Source organism: Bradyrhizobium sp. NAS96.2 (assembly GCF_001908235.1).
GTDB lineage: Bacteria > Pseudomonadota > Alphaproteobacteria > Rhizobiales > Xanthobacteraceae > Bradyrhizobium.
On the sequence record NZ_LGHK01000179.1, the window covers coordinates 1 to 17,592 of the forward strand.

13 protein-coding genes and 1 pseudogene are annotated in these 17,592 nt (G+C 61.5%); 4 read left to right on the top strand and 10 right to left on the bottom strand.

All coding sequences use genetic code 11. From position 1 onward, the window contains the following. Nucleotides 1–745: 745 nt before the first annotated feature. The 3 genes from AC628_RS31510 (at nt 746) to AC628_RS31520 (ending at nt 3,155) form a co-directional block, all read left to right on the top strand. Nucleotides 746–967, top strand: coding sequence for a hypothetical protein (locus AC628_RS31510; RefSeq protein WP_074130669.1), 222 nt, complete (start codon nt 746–748; stop codon nt 965–967). A 1,017-nt stretch (nt 968–1,984) separates the two neighbouring features. After that, nucleotides 1,985–2,152, top strand: a complete 168-nt coding sequence (locus tag AC628_RS44380; protein WP_168193489.1) for a hypothetical protein — start codon at nt 1,985–1,987, stop codon at nt 2,150–2,152. Between the two features lie 676 nt (nt 2,153–2,828). Further along, nucleotides 2,829–3,155: a hypothetical protein gene (locus tag AC628_RS31520; protein ID WP_074130670.1), complete on the top strand. Its 327-nt coding sequence runs from the start codon at nt 2,829–2,831 to the stop codon at nt 3,153–3,155. 149 nt (nt 3,156–3,304) lie between these two features. Here the strand turns inward: AC628_RS31520 and AC628_RS31525 are convergent, their stop codons facing one another. The 3 genes and pseudogenes from AC628_RS31525 to AC628_RS46220 form a co-directional block, all read right to left on the bottom strand. Next, nucleotides 3,305–3,538, bottom strand: a complete 234-nt coding sequence (locus tag AC628_RS31525; protein ID WP_074130671.1) for a hypothetical protein — start codon at nt 3,536–3,538, stop codon at nt 3,305–3,307. A gap of 480 nt (nt 3,539–4,018) precedes the next feature. Further along, nucleotides 4,019–4,504 carry a site-specific integrase gene (locus AC628_RS43295; protein ID WP_210190288.1) on the bottom strand — a complete coding sequence of 162 codons (486 nt, stop codon included), beginning with the start codon at nt 4,502–4,504 and terminating at the stop codon, nt 4,019–4,021. A 182-nt stretch (nt 4,505–4,686) separates the two neighbouring features. Beyond that, nucleotides 4,687–4,836, bottom strand: a pseudogene (locus tag AC628_RS46220) (DUF6894 family protein); the annotation flags it as partial. A gap of 199 nt (nt 4,837–5,035) precedes the next feature. Here AC628_RS46220 and AC628_RS31545 point away from each other — a divergent pair. Next, entirely contained in the window at nt 5,036–5,737 is a 702-nt protein-coding gene (locus AC628_RS31545) for a Crp/Fnr family transcriptional regulator (protein WP_074130680.1), read from the top strand. Between the two features lie 342 nt (nt 5,738–6,079). Here AC628_RS31545 and AC628_RS31555 read toward each other — a convergent pair whose 3' ends face one another. The 7 genes from AC628_RS31555 to AC628_RS31610 all read right to left on the bottom strand — a co-directional run bounded on the left by AC628_RS31555 (nt 6,080) and on the right by AC628_RS31610 (nt 17,300). Beyond that, nucleotides 6,080–7,078, bottom strand: a complete 999-nt coding sequence (locus AC628_RS31555) for an ABC transporter substrate-binding protein (protein WP_074130675.1) — start codon at nt 7,076–7,078, stop codon at nt 6,080–6,082. Nucleotides 7,079–7,181: 103 nt separating this feature from the next. Continuing rightward, nucleotides 7,182–7,319 carry a hypothetical protein gene (locus AC628_RS44385; protein ID WP_168193488.1) on the bottom strand — a complete coding sequence of 46 codons (138 nt, stop codon included), beginning with the start codon at nt 7,317–7,319 and terminating at the stop codon, nt 7,182–7,184. Then, nucleotides 7,316–7,705, bottom strand: coding sequence for a response regulator (locus AC628_RS31560; RefSeq protein WP_074130676.1), 390 nt, complete (start codon nt 7,703–7,705; stop codon nt 7,316–7,318). Before AC628_RS31560 ends, AC628_RS44385 begins: the two co-directional genes overlap by 4 nt. Next, nucleotides 7,702–11,748, bottom strand: coding sequence for a GAF domain-containing protein (locus tag AC628_RS42275; RefSeq protein WP_168193490.1), 4,047 nt, complete (start codon nt 11,746–11,748; stop codon nt 7,702–7,704). Before AC628_RS42275 ends, AC628_RS31560 begins: the two co-directional genes overlap by 4 nt. Before the next feature lie 201 nt (nt 11,749–11,949). Next, nucleotides 11,950–13,188 carry an adenylate/guanylate cyclase domain-containing protein gene (locus tag AC628_RS31600; RefSeq protein ID WP_074130677.1) on the bottom strand — a complete coding sequence of 413 codons (1,239 nt, stop codon included), beginning with the start codon at nt 13,186–13,188 and terminating at the stop codon, nt 11,950–11,952. 256 nt (nt 13,189–13,444) lie between these two features. Beyond that, complete coding sequence (locus tag AC628_RS31605; RefSeq protein WP_074130678.1) at nt 13,445–16,816, bottom strand: adenylate/guanylate cyclase domain-containing protein; 3,372 nt, start codon at nt 16,814–16,816, stop codon at nt 13,445–13,447. Nucleotides 16,817–16,859: 43 nt separating this feature from the next. Next, a complete protein-coding gene (locus AC628_RS31610; protein ID WP_074130679.1) occupies nt 16,860–17,300 on the bottom strand; it encodes a YybH family protein in 441 nt (146 codons plus the stop codon). Between the last annotated feature and the right edge of the window lie 292 nt (nt 17,301–17,592).

Here is a 17,592-nt window from a genome sequence, read left to right on the forward strand (position 1 = left end):
GCCACGACTACGCCGTCGAACACCGCACAGAGAAGGTCGAGTTCGCGTTCGTCCATCTGACAATCCTATTTGCTCGCGGACTGTTTCTCCCAATTTAATACACCCAGCTTAAGCTCATCCCCCAGCAGCTAAGGGTGGTACCGTAATCACACGGGGCGCAGTCCCGTGCCTGAGATTTGAGGACCGCCAGGTAGGAGCGGCAGGCGTCGTCGGTACCAACCTCCCGGCGAGCACCAGCCCCGGGTACCGGCGCTAAACGCACCATCGGCTACGCTGAACCAAAGCTTGCCGAATGGCTTGTGTGTGAGAAGCGTCACAGACCGCCAAGCTCAAGGTCGACCGCCTGCACCGCCAACGCCGTTCGCTCTCAGCCCTGTTCGCCGCCTTGAGCCGGTCTCCGATGTAGTCGGAGATGTCGCCGATCTCAGCTTGCAAGTCGGGCTCCGAGAAACCCTGCTCCTTGGCAGCCGCGACAAGGCGGCGGGTCAGTTCGGCGACATCCTGAGGCGCGCCGACAGTCCGATACTGCTCGACAGCGTGAACGCTATTCTCGATCTAGAAATCGATAAACTCGCGGGCCTTGCTCACCGTATATCCCCTACGCCAGACCAAGAACTAGCGTTAGCGCCCGTACGTGAGCACAGCGAAGCCGCCTCAGTGGGGGCTCTTCGTTTGCCATCTTCCGATTTTCCCCGAGGCCACAGTTCCCGTGGTAACCTCTCGCACCGGGCTGAGAGGGCAAGAAATGTCCACCTACATCCGCTTGCAGATCGACGCCATGGCGCCGAAAGATGCCAACCGCATTGTCAAAGCATACGAGCTAACGTTGGCTATGCTCTCGGTCAGGGATGGTGACGATCCGCTGACGGAGATGATCGCGAAGACGGTCATCAAGGTCGCGCAGACCGGCATCGAGGACCCCGCCGAGATTTCGGCTCAGGCGATCAGAGAACTCGAAATTCGATAGCCGAGCCTTGCGGCCGGCCTTAGCTCAAACGTCGAAAGGCCCCGACGCGGGGCTAGTTGCGTCGAGGCCTTTCGGATGGCAGTGCCCACCAAGAACTCCCGCCGGGGTGGATTGTTCCATCCCCTCGACCGGATGCCGTCGCGCTCAGGAAAACGACCCAAACCTTGACCGCCTCGGACGCTGCCGGGCTTGCGCTGGTTCGGGAAGGCTTGCAGCGCCCTCCAACTCCGCGAACCGACCTAACAGGTTTCGCAGTTGCGGCGGAATAGGAGCAGCGTCGTGCGCGAGATGCTGCCGAAGCCGATCGCCGATTTCGTTGCAGATCGCGCGGGAGTGGTGCGGTTCCAGAAGAAGCGGATCATTGGCGCGGGATGGGGCCATGGCTGCTACCTTTAGCGGGTGCGCACAGCTTCTTTGCATGTGCAGAGCCTTCCTGCCGCCACGATCACAGCGTGCGTCGGATCGGCTTCGATCCTCTGGAACCGAACCTTTTTATCATAGATGAATTACCACTGGGGCTTCGCACTGCGAGGCGCACTATGACAAGCCTTTCGCCCAGCGACGTGTTTCTCACCGTCGCAACCATGAGCACTGCTTTCCTGATCGAGGTCGCAATTTTCGCCCCGATCGGGTTGTTCTGAAAGAACACGCAGTGGAACTGTGGCCTGTTTTGAACCACCCGAGCGACTTATTCGTTGTCGGTCGCCGCCGGCAAATTACCCTGGCGCCGGTGGGTGAGAGGCCACCGACGCTCTCTCGCCTAACGTTACACAGGAGAGAGAGCGGTGCCCAGCAAACGCTCTATCCCCATTACGCGCGAGTTGATTAATCGTAGGCTGCGCCAGATCGAGGCGGCGCTTCGGACGAGCCGATGGGTGGCGTCGGCCGACTTGCAGCCGCCGAGTTAAGCATACCGGCGGATACCAGACGGTGCGCCGCTATTCCGACTAATATTTTCCTAAGTTCCTCGCAACGATCGACCTCGTTCGGCGTCATTGCTCAAGTGAGGAGCGCGTTATGGACGACGACGAGGAACGACGAGAGCTTCAAGATCGCATCATGCGCTACCGTATGATGGAGCGCGCCGTGACCGATCCGCTCGCGCTCGGCCTTCTGCGCGACGTTCTAGCGGAATTAGAGGCGGCCTTGCGAGTTACCTGCGAACCGGACGCGCGGCCGGCCTAGCGAATATACTAGGCAGTCTCTCTGATCGGCGCGCAGGCCGTAAGCCGGATTTTTCCCGTATCAGTAAACCGGAAATACGTGTGCACGCGCTGGCCATCATGCGCGCGATACTCGAGCGAGACACAGTCCCCCCTCGGGCATCAACGCCTCGATCTCGAACGCATCGGCTCCGAACGCCGCGAGCCTTTGACCCCAGTACCATTTCATCGCGGCTCGGCCTTGAAAGCTCCCGCCCTCGCAGCACTCGACCGCAGCCGTCTCATCGTCGAGGTCTAGCAAATCATCTAAGCGGCGCTGCTTACAGGCGTCGATCCAACCGATAACGACACCGACGGCATCAAAGCTCTCCGACCGTTAGACATGATTACACCTCCTCGTTGGCGCTGCCCGACGAGATGGGTAGGTGCTCTGGGCTGAAAGGATGGTGAACTGCCTCTGTTCCGCCCAGCGTTTTTCAAGTTCCCGCCTATAGCGAGCCTTTCGCGTTTGAGATGTATTCGGGGACGCCGCCCGGGGAGGGGCACTAAGTTGCCCTCGTAGCAGTTGATTTGGGACAGGTTGATGATCGCGGCTTGGTTGGTCGTGATCGAGTGCAGATCATCGGGCGGCTTTACCCCGTGGAACGGTCGGCGTCCGCCCCCGTTACACCGGCTCATGCTCAAGGGAGGACATCCATATGCTGAAAATCGGCCTTGCCCTGGCGGCAGCCGCAGTGGCGGCAGCCGCAGCGGCGCTAACAACCACATCCCTTGCTATTCCAGCCAAAGCCGAAGGCGTCAGGCTGGCACAAGGCGTTGATGTCCAGATCGGACGGGATCGCGAGGATCGCTATTACAGAGACCGCGACTACAGGGACCGCGACCGCTACGACCGCGACACCACCGTCGGCGTTGGCCCGGGTGGCGTCACCATCGGCCCACGGCAGCATTGCCGCACAGTGACCACGACGGTTGAACGCGACGATGGCCGCATGGTTACGCGCAGGGAGCGGCGCTGCGACTAGCTCGATCCGACCTCCACGGACCACTTCGGCTGCCCCGCTCGCCCGGTCATTCCTTCACTGGCTCCGCCACGGTCGGGGCACATGGGCGCTTGGACAATTCGCCGGGCGGCGACCGGCGACCTAAGCAGCCTGGCGGGCGACCGCACGTGTTATATTGCCGCCCCGGCGGCGGTCAGCCTCAGGAATGTCCCGCTGCCATCAGGGTCTTCGATCCAACCGAAGCTCTCGGGAAACTTGAGCCCGGCGGTGAGACCATCACGCTTCGCACCGTCTTTGCTCCAAACGGCGTCAACCGTTTCTCGCTGGACGATCTGCCCCGTGCAAATCCCGGCGGCTTTCATGACCTCGATCAAGGTAAGGCCATGCTTCTCGATATCATCCAATGTGGTCGTCCTCGTCGGTGCAATTGCAGACAAGTTGAGGCTCGTGGTGCTCAGACTGTCAACGGGCGCGCTTCGGTGGTTTCGGCAGTCTGCCAGGGTTGAACGGTGGTATGGGCGCCGTCGGCACTGGCTTGGGCGGCACGTCCTCGCTCAGAATGAGCGTGCCCTCAAGGAGCACCGCGCGTCGGTATTTAATGGAACCTATGAGGGCGACCCGGAACGAGGAAGGGGGCTTAGCGTTCATAGGCGGGGCCAGACAGGGTTCTTGTCCAATGAATGAAGCAACATTGTTCATGATGGGCGTAGCGGGTTTGGCGCTATGGGCGGCTATCGTCGCGGTCCAAGACATGATGGCGGCATGGAAGCGAAAGCGGCTGCGGGTTCGCCGTTAGGATCGCTGACATAACCTTTCGAGAGCCTGACCTGGAATTCACGTCGAGCCCAGCCCGATAGCCTGTAATGAACACGCTGATGGGTAGATCAACCGTCGAGGGTCAGGCGACCCGCCGCAGTTCGGTGTCTGTGTCTACTGGCTTGCCGATGATCCGTCGCAACTCGGCCGCGACGCCGTCGAGCACCGCGCGCTTCTGCTGCATGCGCTTCGACTGATTGTAGACGGTGGTCGTCACCCGATTGATTTTCGTCGTCCTTGGTTACCGCGTGGTCGAGGCACTTGGCAATCGCGGCCTCGGAGAAGCCAAGCTCGCCGGCCAGCGTCGCGGCGGTACGCCGCAGGTCGTGTGGCCTGAACGGCTTCAGGCCGAGCAATTCGCGCAGCCCGGGCGTCTTGGAATTTTCCGGGTGCTTTTCGTGCTTGGTGCCGCGCAAGGCGGTTGCCAGGGCAGTGCGGTGGATCGGCTGGCCGGGATAGACCGGGCTTTCAAAGACGAATTGCTGATCGTCGCTCGCCATCGCCTCGCTGATAATCTCGACCGACCGACAGGATAGTGGCTGCTCGATGATCAAGGTAAACCGTGAACGGCAGGCTTTGTTTCCGACGGCGCCGCCGCTCGTCCAAAACCCGAATGACATCCAACCTTGGTAACTCGCCGACTTCGCCGCAGCCGCACCCAGGTGGCATTTGCAAGCCCCGTCGACCACGCTTCTGCCGAACCGTTGGAGCCCCCGTCGCCGGGAGTTCCATCAAGTTAGTATCTCTCGGCGAGCACATGAAGGACGCAGACAGGATTTTCGGTCTCGTCCGCCACTTCCCTTCGCCATTCCTGGCCGGGCTTCAGTCGGCCATTCAGGTCTTGGAGAAGTTGGCCCGCGGTGAAGATGGCCTCCTTCCGCGTCGCGTCCCTTTCCGGAGCTCAACGCCGGTTTCGTCGTCGTAACGGTCCCCATGCAGGACATGAAAATAATAACGCGGCATTTCGACCTGAACAGGACTATCGCACAGAAGCTGGCGGAATAATTGAGTGCATGTCCGCCCGTTCCAAGCCTATGCTTGGCGCGGAACTCATACCGCTCCCAGCCACAACCTTGGAACCTGTGATGCCTATCGAGACGATGATCCGCAAATTGCGGCAACACTCGGAGTTGCCCAATGAAGACATTGAAGCTCTCCGGTCGGTCGTGGCGTCGGTGAAGAGCTTGCCGGGAGACTCGCCTATCGTTCGAGAGGGTGAGCTTAGCACTCATTGCTGCGTGATTTTGAGCGGTTTCGCCTATCGCTCCAAGGTCTCGGAAAATGGCAAGCGCCAGATCCTGTCATTTCACATCGCGGGCGATATGCCCGACCTTCATGGCTTGCCGCTGAAGCGGATGGACCATGATCTGACGACGCTGTCGGAAGCGCGGCTTGGTTTTATTGATCACAATGCGCTCGAACGAATCCTTGCAACGCGGCCGGCTCTGGCGCGGGCGCTGTGGCGAGAGTCGCTTGTTGACGCCGCGCTGTTCCGGCAGTGGATCGTCAACCTGGGAACACGATCGGCTTCGGGACGTATGGCCTATTTGATTGCCGAATTGCGCCAGCGGCTTGGAGCTATGGGAATGGTCGCCAACGAGCAGTTTGACTTTCCGATCACTCAATCGAAGCTGGCCGACGCACTTGGACTAAGCGTCGTGCACGTAAACCGCATTCTCCAGAGATTCCGCACCGAAGGCATTCTTGATCTAAAGCGGCGGGTCGTCACGCTTGGCGACCTCGAAAAGATCGTCCAACTCGGGGGATTTGATAGTCTTGAGGACTAACACAGCACAGCGGTTGCACGTTGCAGGCCCAGACGTAGTGCAGCGATAACTACGAGGCGTTGCTGTCTCGCAGCCGAGAAGGTCTCCATGGGATGGTTTCATTGATCTGCTTAAGCTCATGAGGTGCAAAATGTCGGTCTACCTGCATACGCAAATCCGCGGGATGAAGCCGACAGAGATTAGCCGCATCATGACAGCTTATGAAAGAACCCTGCATGCATTGTGCGTCAAGGATCGCGACGACCCTCTCACGGAAATCTGTGACAGCGGACCTCAGCGAGCGTCTGCGCGACTTCGCTTCAGGGCCATCTCCGAACTCATGCGCCGCAGCAAGTGGCTTCCTCATTCGATCACCTCGTCGGCGCGAGCAAGGATTGACGGTGGCACCGCAAGACCGAGCATGGCGGCGGACTTGAGATTTAGCCTCATCTCAAATTTGGTCGGCACCTGAACCGGAAGCTCCGCTGGGTTCGCGCCACGGAGAATACGATCGACGTAGAGGGCGACACCAAGAAATATGTCATCATCGACGGGGCCATAGGAGAGCAGCCCTCCCTGTTCAGTAGGAAGCGTTCGATCCGAAACCGCAGGCACCTTGTATTGGGTCGCCAGCGATATGATCTTTGCGCGATGGACAGTCATAAATCCATCCGACTCGACAACCAGGCCACCTCCCGACTCGCGTCCAAGCATCGTGATCGCCGTTTCAATTTCCGCTTCACTATGAACGGGTGTCGTGATCGACGCGACGTGGAGCGATCGCGCGGCGGCCTCGAATGAGGGCAAGAAATATAATCCGCCTTTGGGTGCCGTATCCGGATTGAACATGATGGCGACCCGCCCAATGCTGGGCGCGATTTCCTTGAGAAGCTCGAGCCACTTGCCTCCCATCGTCGGTTCTAGATTGATGAACCCAGTGATATTCGCGCCAGGGCGGGACAGGGTCGCGACAAGCCCAGCGCCTACCGGATCGGAGACTGTCACAAACACAATTGGGACCGTCCGCGTCTCTTGGTGGAGCGCAAGGGTCGCTGGGGTCGTGGATGCAAGGATCAGGTCGGGCGCCAGTCCAACCAACTCTTTGGCGAAGACCCGCATCCGATCGACACTTCCTGCCGCCCAGCGAACGTCCAGCCGGATGTTGCTGCCTTCTATCCAACCCAGATCGTGAAGTCGCTGTGTCAAGGTGGGGAGAATGGGCGCTGCTGCAGGAGCGTTTTCATCCCACCCCATAAGTATGCCGACCCGCCGCATGTGCCCCTGCTGTGCAGGCGTAGCGATCGGCCACGCAACGGCAATGACCGAACCACCGAGAACGGTAACGAACTCGCGCCGCTTCATTCGATCGCCTCGTCGGCAGGTACGAAGTGCCCCGTGAGGATAAGCATACCAAACTCAAGGTTCTGCGTCGCAGCGAAATACGGCTGTTGATGTCGCAGTTGGGTCAAAAGCAGTCCCTCCCTGTCAGATGGGCGCGAACATGAAACTGATCAGCCCATCCGCGAACCTGCCGCCGGAATTTCTGGAGCACCGACGCCTCCAAATCCGGCTCGTCATCGACCACGAGGATGGTGGCGGTCATGCGGCCTGCTCGAGCCGTGCATCGATCTCTTGGCGCAGCGCCGCGAAATCGATCGGTTTGGTCAATAGGTCGCTCGCGCCGTTTTCCAGCGCCTTGCGCTTGGTCTCGGCGTCACCGTAGGCTGTGATCATGATGACGGGGACGTCGGGCCGGGCTGCGCGCACGATCGGCAGCATCTCCAGCCCGCTCATCCCGGGCATGTTGATGTCCGACAGGATCAGGATGAGGGTGGCATCGCGAATCTCGAGCGCGCGTTGCAGCGCTACGGGCGCCGAAGGTGCAAATTCCATGAGAAAGCGACCGGCCCGCAGATCGCGCCGGAAATGCTGACGGAACAGCGCTTCGACATCGGGCTCGTCGTCGACGACCAGAATATAGACGCTCAACTCTTGCCTCCGGCCTGCAATGGTGCGGACACTGCACGCGGCAGCGTGATGATGAATTCAGTAAAAGCGCCCGGCTCGGTATCGACGTCGATCGTTCCGCCATGCAGTTTCACGACGATATCGTGGCAGATCGAAAGTCCGAGCCCTGTTCCTTCGCCGGCCGGCTTGGTGGTGAAGAACGGATTGAAGATACTCTCCTTGAGCTCGGGTGGAATGCCGGTGCCATTGTCGCGAATCCGGATTTCCACGGCGCTGCCGAGTTGTCTTGTTGTTGCGCTCAGCGTTGGCTCGAAACCATCACCAGCGACCTCCTTGCGTTTCGTGGCTGCGTAAAAGCCGTTTGAAATCAGGTTGAGGAATACCCGCATGATCTCCTGCGGGTACAGTTCAATCATCTCCGCCGCGGGATCGAGGTCGCGCTTGAGCGTGATGTTGAAGTCCAGCTTTTCCGCCCGCGCACCGTGATAGGCGAGGTTGAGACTTTCCTCGACGATTGCGTTGATGTCGGAGGGACGACGCGCGCCAGACCCCTGGCGCGAATGCAACAGCATGTTCTTGACGATCGAATCGGCACGCTTGCCGTGCTGCACGATCTTGCAGAGATTATCGCGCAGGGTATCCGCCAAGTCGGCGATTTCGGTTCCCGTCGTGTCGTCGACCTGCACTCGCCGCAAAGCCTCCTGCAGTTCGTCGATCAGTTCGACCGACAAGCTCGAGAAGTTGTTGACGAAATTGAGCGGGTTCTTGATCTCATGCGCAATTCCCGCTGTGAGCTGACCGAGCGACGCCAGCTTTTGGGTCTGGACCAGACGGTCCTGCGTCATCTGCAACTCGCGCAGTGCAGTTTCGGCGGCATCACGCGCCGCGCGAATGGCTTCCTCGGCGCGCTTTCGCTCCGTGACATCGGCATAGATCAGGACGAAGCCGCCGTCCGGCACCGGATTCCGGCGTACCTCGACGACGCGACCGTCCGGACGCGTTCGCTCGTGGCGCATCTCCTGCCTGGTATCTTCGAGGGACCGGCTCAGTTGCGCTTCGAGCTCGGTCGAGCCGAACTCACCTCGTGCAGCCAGATAGCGGAAAAGCTCGGCCAAGCTTGGCCGATTTGCGAGCAAGGCCTCCGGCAGATCGAGCATCTCCTGCAAATTGCGGTTCCATGCCGCCAGTCGCGCCGCAGCGTCGAACATCGCGACGCCGTCGCCCATGTTGTCGAAGGTGGTGCGCAATTCGGCCTGACGCTCCCGCAATTCACCCAGGAGCCGTGCGTTTTCGATTGCGATCACGGCTTGATCGGCGAAAGTCTCAGCCAATGCGATCTGCTGTTTGGTGAAAGGGCGGACTTCGGTTCGACGGACGACGAGCGACCCAATGACCTTTTGCTCGCGCATGAGAGGTACGGCGAAAATTGTCCGGTGCCCCATCCGACGAGCCATGTCGGAGCCGACAGGAAACTCGGATGTCTCGGCCTGCAGGTCGTGGACATGGACGGGCCTACTATCGACTACCGAGCGTCCGGTGACCCACTGCCTCGATATCGGCGATTTTCTGAAGTCAATTGGAATTGGGCCGTTGTGAGCTCCGAGGCGTAGGAAATCGCCTTCTCGCACAAACAATGCGGCATCGTAGGCCTCGCACAGCCGACAAGCCGACTCAGTCAGCGTGTCAAGCACCTTCTGCAACTCGAAAGTAGAGCGGCTGATGACCTTGAGCACATCCGCGGTTGCGGTCTGCTGCTGCAGCGATTCGCTCAAGTCCCGGGTGCGGCGCTCGAGTTCGTTGAACAGCCGGGCGTTTTGGATTGCGATGACTGCCTGATCAGCAAAGGTCTGTACGAGCGCGAGCTGCTTTTGCGAAAATCGGAACCCCTTGTCTCGGTGCGTAAATATGATCGTGCCGATGCCCTTGTCCTGGTCGACCAGCGGCACGATCGTAATAGAGCCGAAGCCGCCGGAAGCAGCAGCGTGGCGCGTAAACTCAGGTGTATCAGGGGCGGCGACGTCTGGAATTTCGATAACCCTGCGTTCGAGAATGGCGCGTGCCGAAGGGGCCCGGATCGGGTCGAACGGAATCGGATAGAGTGAGCGTGCAAGCTCGACATCGAAACCAGGCAACAGCGCCGCCGTGGCATTCCAATGGAGCATACCGTCTTTCAGCGTTGTTATGGTCGCGGCGCAGGGTTCGAACAACCTTGTACCGCTGTTCACGATCGCGTCGAACACCGGTTGCACATTCGACGGAGAGGAGGCGATCACCTTGAGGATCTCCGCCGTTGCGGTCTGCCGCTCCAGCGCCTCGCGCGTCTCGGTCAGAAGACGGGCGTTCTCGATCGCAATCACCGCTTGCGCGGCAAAGCCCTCCAGGAGGGCGATCTCGTTCTCGGTGAAAGCCTTAACCTCGCGTCGGCCGGACACGATCATTCCGAGGAGCGTCTCGTCCCGACGCAGTGGCAAGAACAGCGCAGTACGGATCCCAGCGAGCTCGACTGCGCTTAGCATGACCGGATGATCAACTTCCGCGCAATCAAGATGAACGAGGCGGGCGCCGGCAAGCAAGGCCCGGCCTACCGGATGGTCAGAGGCCCGAAATCCCCGCCGCAAGATTTCAGCGAATTGTTCTGGCAAATCATGCACAGCAACAGCTCGGAGCCATTCGCCGTCATAAACTTGCAGGCTGCCATATGCGACGCCGCAGAGGCGATGCGCCTTCGCCAGGATCGCGTCGAACACCGGCGCGAGATTGCCGGGCGATGAATTGATGACTTCCAGCACCTCGGCGGTCGCGGTTTGTCGCTCGAGCGCTTCGCGCTGCTCTGTCAACAGCCGCGTGTTCTCGATGGCGATCACCGCCTGGTCGGCAAAGGTGCGTACCAATTCGATCTGCCGCTCGGTAAACGGCTCGGCGCGTTGGCGCGCCAAGCTCATGATGCCAATCGGCTCGGCGTTGCGCAGCAGCGGCACGCCAAGGAGCGCGCGTACTCTCGCGAGCTCGAAGATCTCGGGAAACTGATATTCTGCGTCGGCAGTGATGTCGGCGATTTGCACAGCGCGACGTTCCGAGACCACCCGCCCGGTCATTGTACGCCGGCCCGAGAGCCCGGAAACCGGATGAGTATCAAGGTACTTCTGCAATCTGACGGCGCCGGCTTCGGCTTCAGGCGTCAAGCCGACAGCCGCGACGTAGCGGAAGACGTCGCCGTCGCGCTGCGAGATGAACGCCATCTCGGCCTCGCACAATCGTCCCGCAGTACGGGCGACCGTCTCCAGCACGGGGTGGAGATCGAAGGTCGAGCGGCTGATGACCTTGAGCATGTCGCTCGTCGCGGTCTGGTATTCGAGCGACTCTTCAAGATCGCTCGTACGCTCGCGCAGCTCGTCCAAGAGCCGCGCATTCTCGATGGCGATGACGGCTTGAGCGGCAAAATTTTGCACCAGCGATATCTGCTTGTCGTTGAACGCGCGCACCTCCTGGCGGAAAAAAACGAGCGCACCGATCATGCAGCCCTCCTTGAGCATCGGCACAGCCAGGACAGTGCGATAGCCGCCAAGCTCAGCGGCTGCCACCGCCAAAGGGTCGCCCTGAAGGTAAGGTTGCTCAATCGTGATGTCGGCAGTTTGCGCAACCTGCTTGGTTGCTACAGCGCGGCCAAAGGTTGTATGCGGACTGGGCCGCACTGGCCCGCGTTGCATATATTCGGCGAACTTCTGCGGCGCGTTGTGGGTCGCGCCTAGTCGGAAAGCATCGCCTTCTGCCAGCATCAGAATGCCGAATTTGGCCTCGCAGATGCGCGACGCGTTCTCCAGCATGGCCTGGAATACTGGCTCAAGGTCGCCGGGCGAGCTGGAGATAACCTGGAGCACTTTCGAGGTCGCCGCTTGTTGTTCCAGCGCCTCGTCGCGCTCGCGGGTGAGGCGCTCGACCTTTGCTTCACTGGCAGCGGATGAGCTAAGGGGTCGCGCCTTTGGCGCAGTGCGGTGCCTGTGCGCGACCGCCTTGCGAGGTTGCGCGTTAGTCGATTTGCCGCCCGCTCTGGATCGCCGTCGCATTGCCATCCCTCCGGTTCAGGAAGGCGCCAGCCGAGCCCAGATTAGCACAATGTTCGATGGTTCGTCACACGTGGGTTGAGGGGACCGATGTCTCAGGTGGGTCAATCGCGTCGGTATACACCTGAACTCGGGACTTCCGGTTCATCACCGGCACCGGACATGTCACTGCTGCGCCAACTGACGCGGTGGGGCCACAAGCGGTCATCCCGCGCCCTGCAGGAGATATGTCATCCGCGGCAGGTGCCCCTTGATTTCGATTTCCCCGCGCGGCACCGCGTGATAACGGGCGGAGAGTAACCGTCTAGTCTCAGCTGAGATCTGAATCTCGCCTGGCACACCGTTCGATTCCATTCGGCTTGCCACGTTTACGGTGTCACCCCATAGGTCGTAGGCAAATTTTTGCCTGCCAATCACGCCCGCGACAACCTCGCCTGAGTGCACGCCGATGCGCAAGTCGAGCGCGAGACCGTGGTGCCGGCAAAACTTGCCAAAGGCTTCCCGCATGTCGAGGGCGAGGTCGGCGATTGATGCCACGTGGTCCCCATCACCGCCGGACAACCCCGCCGCAGCCATATAAGCGTCGCCTATTGTTTTGATTTTCTCCGCGCCGTGCTGCTCGACCAGGCTATCGAAGCGAGAAAACAAGTCGTTGAGCAAGTCGACGATGTCACCCGCTTGCAGCCTTCTCGACAGTTCCGTGAACCCGACGAGATCAGCAAACAACACAGTCACCGCGTCACAGCGATCGGCAAGCGGCTTCTCGCCCGCCTTCAACCGTTCCGCGATGTCGGCCGGAAGAATGTTGAGCAGAAGGTTTTCCGAACGGTTTTTTTCGGTTTCGAGCATTTGCTCGAGCTGGAAGGCGCGCCGGTTAATCACGTCGAGCAGATACGCAAAACCGAGTACAAACCCCGCGCCGCCGACAATCCACGATAAGGCGTTGACGATTTCCAACCTTGTCGCTCCCGCCAGCGCCATGACTAGGAGCGGGCTGAGGACGAGCGGCGTCAGCGTAGCGGCCGCCTGCGCGGTCCCGATGACGACGACCGGAATGAAGATCATGCCCAGCAAGAACCCTGAAACGCCTGCGAGAAACCCGTTCGGCAGTTGCGCCAGGATCAGGCTGAAGCCGACCGCTACGAACGTGTAGACCGCGATATTCTGCATCAGAAGGTACGGTGGCCTTCGGAGCGACGGCACGAACGTAATGACGAACTCGGCAGCGAAAAGCGCGATGATTGCTAGGCGGATCGGAGCGGTCCTGGGGAGCGCGTGCGGATCGAGCAGGAGATCCCAAAGCTGAAACCCAGCAAACGCGGCGATGCCGATTGTGCATGCAAGTCGCTGCAGCGGAATCATGCGCAGCTGCATCTCTTCCACATAAACGCGTTCAATCTGCTGGGTGAAATGGATCGGGCGCCAGGCGAAGGTTGCACTCATAGCAAGCTCATTCGGGACGGTGAGCAGACTACGAGGCGCAATCCGGCGCCGACAACAGGTTTCGCACCTGCTCGGGTTTTCCAACAGACTTTAAGCCACCCGCGCCTCTGTGTTCAACAATGAATGGAACCAAGCGAGCCGTCCGCATTGGGTCAATCGCTACAGTCTAGCCCGGTGCCAGTGAGGTCCGGTCTACGCCACGCAGCGGGCAGGTGGCCGGTCGGGCGCGTTGGTCGAGATGGGCCAATACCGGAAGTTACGAGAGTTCGTCGAGCAGGGCCTTCGCTTCCTTCAGATCGCGGGTCTCAAAGCCTTCGCTGAACCAGCCGTAGACCGGCGCGAGCAGAGCGCGAGCCTCGGGGTACTTGCCCTGGGCGCGCCAGAGTCGGGCGAGACTGATCGCGGCCCGCAGCTCGAATGACTTGGCGCTCTGACCCCGCGCCGTTACCAGCGCCTGTTCAAAACAGGACTCGACGTCGGCCGGGCATGCCCCCTGGGCAGACCGCAACTCACCCTCAAGTCGCTGGAGTTCCGCCTCCCACATGTGGTCGTTGTTTCGCGCGACGAGATCCGTCGCTTGCGCGATGACGCCCAATCCTTCTTCGGCGGCGCTTGCTTGCAGGTGAGTTGCCGCCAGCATGCACAGATATCGGATCTGGTACCAGCCGACGCCCAAGGTGAGCCGCTCAGCGGCACTCTGGCGCATCAGCGCCAGCCCCGCCTCGGTAGCCCCTTCCTGAGCCATCACCCAGCCTCTCAGGATTTGGCCGCTTAGCCGGAAGTAATGCAAGCTGTGCTGATCGGCGAGCCCGATGATCGCATCCGCATGACCCTGCACCGCCGTCGTATCGCCAAGAAGCTCGGCAAGCCCGGCGCCGCCGTAAACTCGGACATGAGCGGTGAGGTTTGCCTGGTTTAACACCTCGGCATACTGCAACGCCGCCACGCTCGAGCGTCGCGCCTGCTCCGGATAGCCCAGGATCGAGAGGATGACCGGGAGATAGGCGAGCGCCGAAATCTTCGGATCGTGGACGTAATGGACCGGTGGCGGGCGATGTTGGCTCGGGTCATAAAGGCGCAAGATCGTCTCGAATTCGGAGCGCGCTTCGACAAACGCTCCGACCTGCAGGGCCGTAAGCGCGGACAGACGGTGTGCCGCCAGCCGAAGAGCCGCATCGGCAGTGCGCTCCGACGTGCGCCGCGCCTCTTCGGTCAGCTCTCGCATCATGCGATAGTCACCGCGCACGAAGTGATACGTGAACTCACCGCTGAGGGTGGCGAACAGAGCTCCCGCGTCTCCGAGCCGCTCGCACAGAAGGCGCGCCCGACTGTAGGCTGCACCGGTTTGCGGGGCGGCGTAGCCATGGACAGCGATCAGCGGCGTGCCGATCGCTGTCTGCAATGCGAGCTCCTGCCGGTCGCGCTCTGGACCCGCCGGCAGCCTGTTCAGCGCCTCCAGCCCTTTTGACAGATCGCTGATCGCTTCGAGATTGGCGGAGCGCTCGGCGGCGTTTCGGCCCGCCCGCAGCCAATAGCCCACGGCCCGGTCGGCCAGCCCGGCCTCGGTGAGATGCTGTGCCAGCGTCTCGGGCTCGGTCTCGGCGACCGTCGGAAAGCCCTCCTCGAGAACGGCAGCGATCCGCGCGTGGATCTGCTGCCGCCGGCTCTTGAGCAGGCTCTCGTGGGCAACATCCTGAACCAGGGCATGCTTGAAGCTGTAGCCGACCTTGGGCGGTGCGCCGCGCCGGAAGACCAGCTCCGCGGCGAGCAACTGGGCGAGTGCATCACCGAGTACGTTCTCACCGAGCGACGCCACCGCGGCCAGAAGCTCATGGGAGAACTCGCGTCCGATGCAAGCGGCCATCTGAGCCACATCCTTGACGGGAGCCAGCCGATCGAGCCGCGCCATCAACGAATCCTGCAGCGTCGCCGGGATTGCCAGCGGCGGTAGCGGGCCGGTCAGCTCATAGCAGGCGCCCCTGTCTTCGAGCAAACCGGACTCCAGCACCGTCTTAGTCAGCTCCTCCACAAACAAGGGCACGCCGTCGGTCTTGGCGAGGATCTGCTCGAGCACCTCGTCTGGAAGCCGCTTGCCCCCGGTCACCCGCTCGACGACGGCGGCGCCCTGCCGCCGTCCTAGCCGGCTCAGCGAGAGCGTGGTGACGTGCCCGTGCCCGGTCCACGGCGGGGCGAACTCTGGCCGGAAAGTGATCACGGCCAGCACCGGCAGGCGCTGCACCCGATCGACAACCCGGCCCAGCAGCTCGAGCGTGGTTGGGTCGATCCAGTGCACGTCCTCGTAGAGTGCCAGCACCGGTTGGCGCGACGCCAAGCCCGCCACCTGATCGAGGAGCGCTTGGAATATCCTCTCCTTCTTGTGCTGCGGGCTCAGGGCCAGTGGCCGATAGCGCTCGCCGGTTGGGATTGCGAGCAAGTCCGCGAGGAGCGGAGCGCTCTCTTGGACGTTCTCCACTGCTAGGGCCAGCATCGTCTCGAGCTTGTCGAGCTGACGCTCTGATGGCTCCCCTCGCTGTAGCCCCGCCGCTCGCTCGAGAAGGCCGATAACCGGGTAGAGTGCGCTGTTGGTGTGATAAGGCGAGCAATAATGCCGCAATGGCGTACGCGGTTCGCTGCCGAGCCGGTCGCGCAGGCCGTGGATGAGGCAGGACTTGCCGATGCCCGGCTCGCCGGCGAGCAGGACCACTTGCCCTTCGCCCTCCTTCGCCCGTTCCCACCGCTCCAGCAGCAGCGCCAGTTCCTGGTCGCGCCCCACCAACGCGGTGGTGGACGCGCCGTGTCGGGCGTCGAACCGGCTCTCGGCGGTCCCCTCGCCGAGGATGGTCCAAGCCCGCACCGGCTCGGCGAAGCCTTTCAGGCGCAGCGCACCCAGATCGCGGTAGGCGAAGAGATCACCGAGCAGCTGGCGTGTGGCCTCGGCAACGACCACGCGCCCCGGCTCCGCCACCCCCTGCAGCCGCGCCGCCAGGTTTGGGGTCTCGCCGACCACCGCCCGCTCGCGCGCCTCCTCCTCGCCGACCAGGTGACCGACGACGACCAGCCCGGTCGCGATGCCTACCCGCGCGGCGAGCGCACCGCCTCCCGGCGCGGCGAGCGCGGCAACTGCCGCGGTGAGGCTGAGGCCCGCCCGGGCCGCGCGCTCGGCCTCGTCCTCGTGCGCCCGGGGCCAGCCGAAGTAGGCGAGCACGCCATCGCCGAGAAACTTGGCGATGTGCCCCTCGTAGCGCGTGATCTCGCCGGCCACCGTGTTCTGGTAATCCCGGATCAGCTCGCCCATCTCTTCGGGATCGAGCCGGGACGAGAGTGCCGTCGAGCCCACCAAGTCGACGAACATCACCGTTAGTTGCCGCCGCTCGGCCTCAAGCGAGACCGGAGCCGCCTTCGACCCAGCTTCCTCTCGCCGCGCCTCCGGCAGCCGGACGGTCGTCGGCGGGCCGGCCACGGCCTGGATCGCCTTGAGCACGATCTTTCGCGGCCCGAGCGGGAGCCCCAACTCCCGCAGGTCGGCCTCGGTCAGCTCTGACAGGACCTCGGGCGTGACTTCAGCATCCTGGAAGGCCTGAGTGTAGCGCTCCAGCCCAAGATCACGAAGCCATTCCGCGATATCCACGCAAAGTCTCCTCGCGCGGCGTCAGGCGATACATACGGCCAGCTCAGTTGAAGGTATGTAACCTCAGCTTCAGCGAACGATCCGCCTGACGCTCGAACACGTGCGTGGCGATGCCAGAGAAGCTCGCAGGCTTGCCATCCTTGTCCTTGCCTTTGGCGCTCCAGTTTGCCGTGCCATAGAGGACCTTGTCATCGCCCCCTGCATCGATCAGCTGAAGTTTGTGGTCCGTTACCCCGTTGGCGTAGAATCCGGCAAAAACCTTCTCGATCGCCGCCGGACCCGACGCCACCTCGTGGGTTGGCGGTAGTACCTTCGCGTTCTGCAGATACAAGGCGGTAACAGCCTTCGGGTCGCCCTTGTTGTATGCCGCATCAAATGCTGCGTAAGCCGCCGAGACATCGCTCCTGGGGTCACCGGCATAGGACCCCACCGGGGCAGCTGTGAGCAAACAAAGAGCGAATGCCGCTGCGTGAATCAACCGCATGAAATCCTCCCTTTTAAATCTGCTATTTAAAGCGAACGACTAGCACCGCGGTGGTGTACCGTAAAGCGCGGGCTCAACTGGGAACCGGACGTTGCTCTGCAACATCGCGGTCGATCTTTCGATCTGGAGTTTCGTTCGGATCAAGAAGCACGGGTCGCGATTGTCCCAAGCAGATATCCGACAACGACTCCTACTCAGAAGCTCAGGAGAGTTTCTGCATTGCATGGGAATTCCAAAGCGCCCGCCACTATCGGTATGTCGCGCCTGGCGGCGGATCGGAAATATTTTACTC

Coding starts and splice junctions, on each gene's coding strand:
- AC628_RS31510 (WP_074130669.1), top strand. CDS start 746: ATGTCCACCTACATCCGCTTGCAGATCGACGCCATGGCGCCGAAAGAT.
- AC628_RS44380 (WP_168193489.1), top strand. CDS start 1,985: ATGGACGACGACGAGGAACGACGAGAGCTTCAAGATCGCATCATGCGC.
- AC628_RS31520 (WP_074130670.1), top strand. CDS start 2,829: ATGCTGAAAATCGGCCTTGCCCTGGCGGCAGCCGCAGTGGCGGCAGCC.
- AC628_RS31545 (WP_074130680.1), top strand. CDS start 5,036: ATGCCTATCGAGACGATGATCCGCAAATTGCGGCAACACTCGGAGTTG.
- AC628_RS31555 (WP_074130675.1), bottom strand. CDS start 7,078: ATGAAGCGGCGCGAGTTCGTTACCGTTCTCGGTGGTTCGGTCATTGCC.
- AC628_RS44385 (WP_168193488.1), bottom strand. CDS start 7,319: ATGACCGCCACCATCCTCGTGGTCGATGACGAGCCGGATTTGGAGGCG.
- AC628_RS42275 (WP_168193490.1), bottom strand. CDS start 11,748: ATGCGACGGCGATCCAGAGCGGGCGGCAAATCGACTAACGCGCAACCT.
- AC628_RS31600 (WP_074130677.1), bottom strand. CDS start 13,188: ATGAGTGCAACCTTCGCCTGGCGCCCGATCCATTTCACCCAGCAGATT.
- AC628_RS31610 (WP_074130679.1), bottom strand. CDS start 17,300: ATGCGGTTGATTCACGCAGCGGCATTCGCTCTTTGTTTGCTCACAGCT.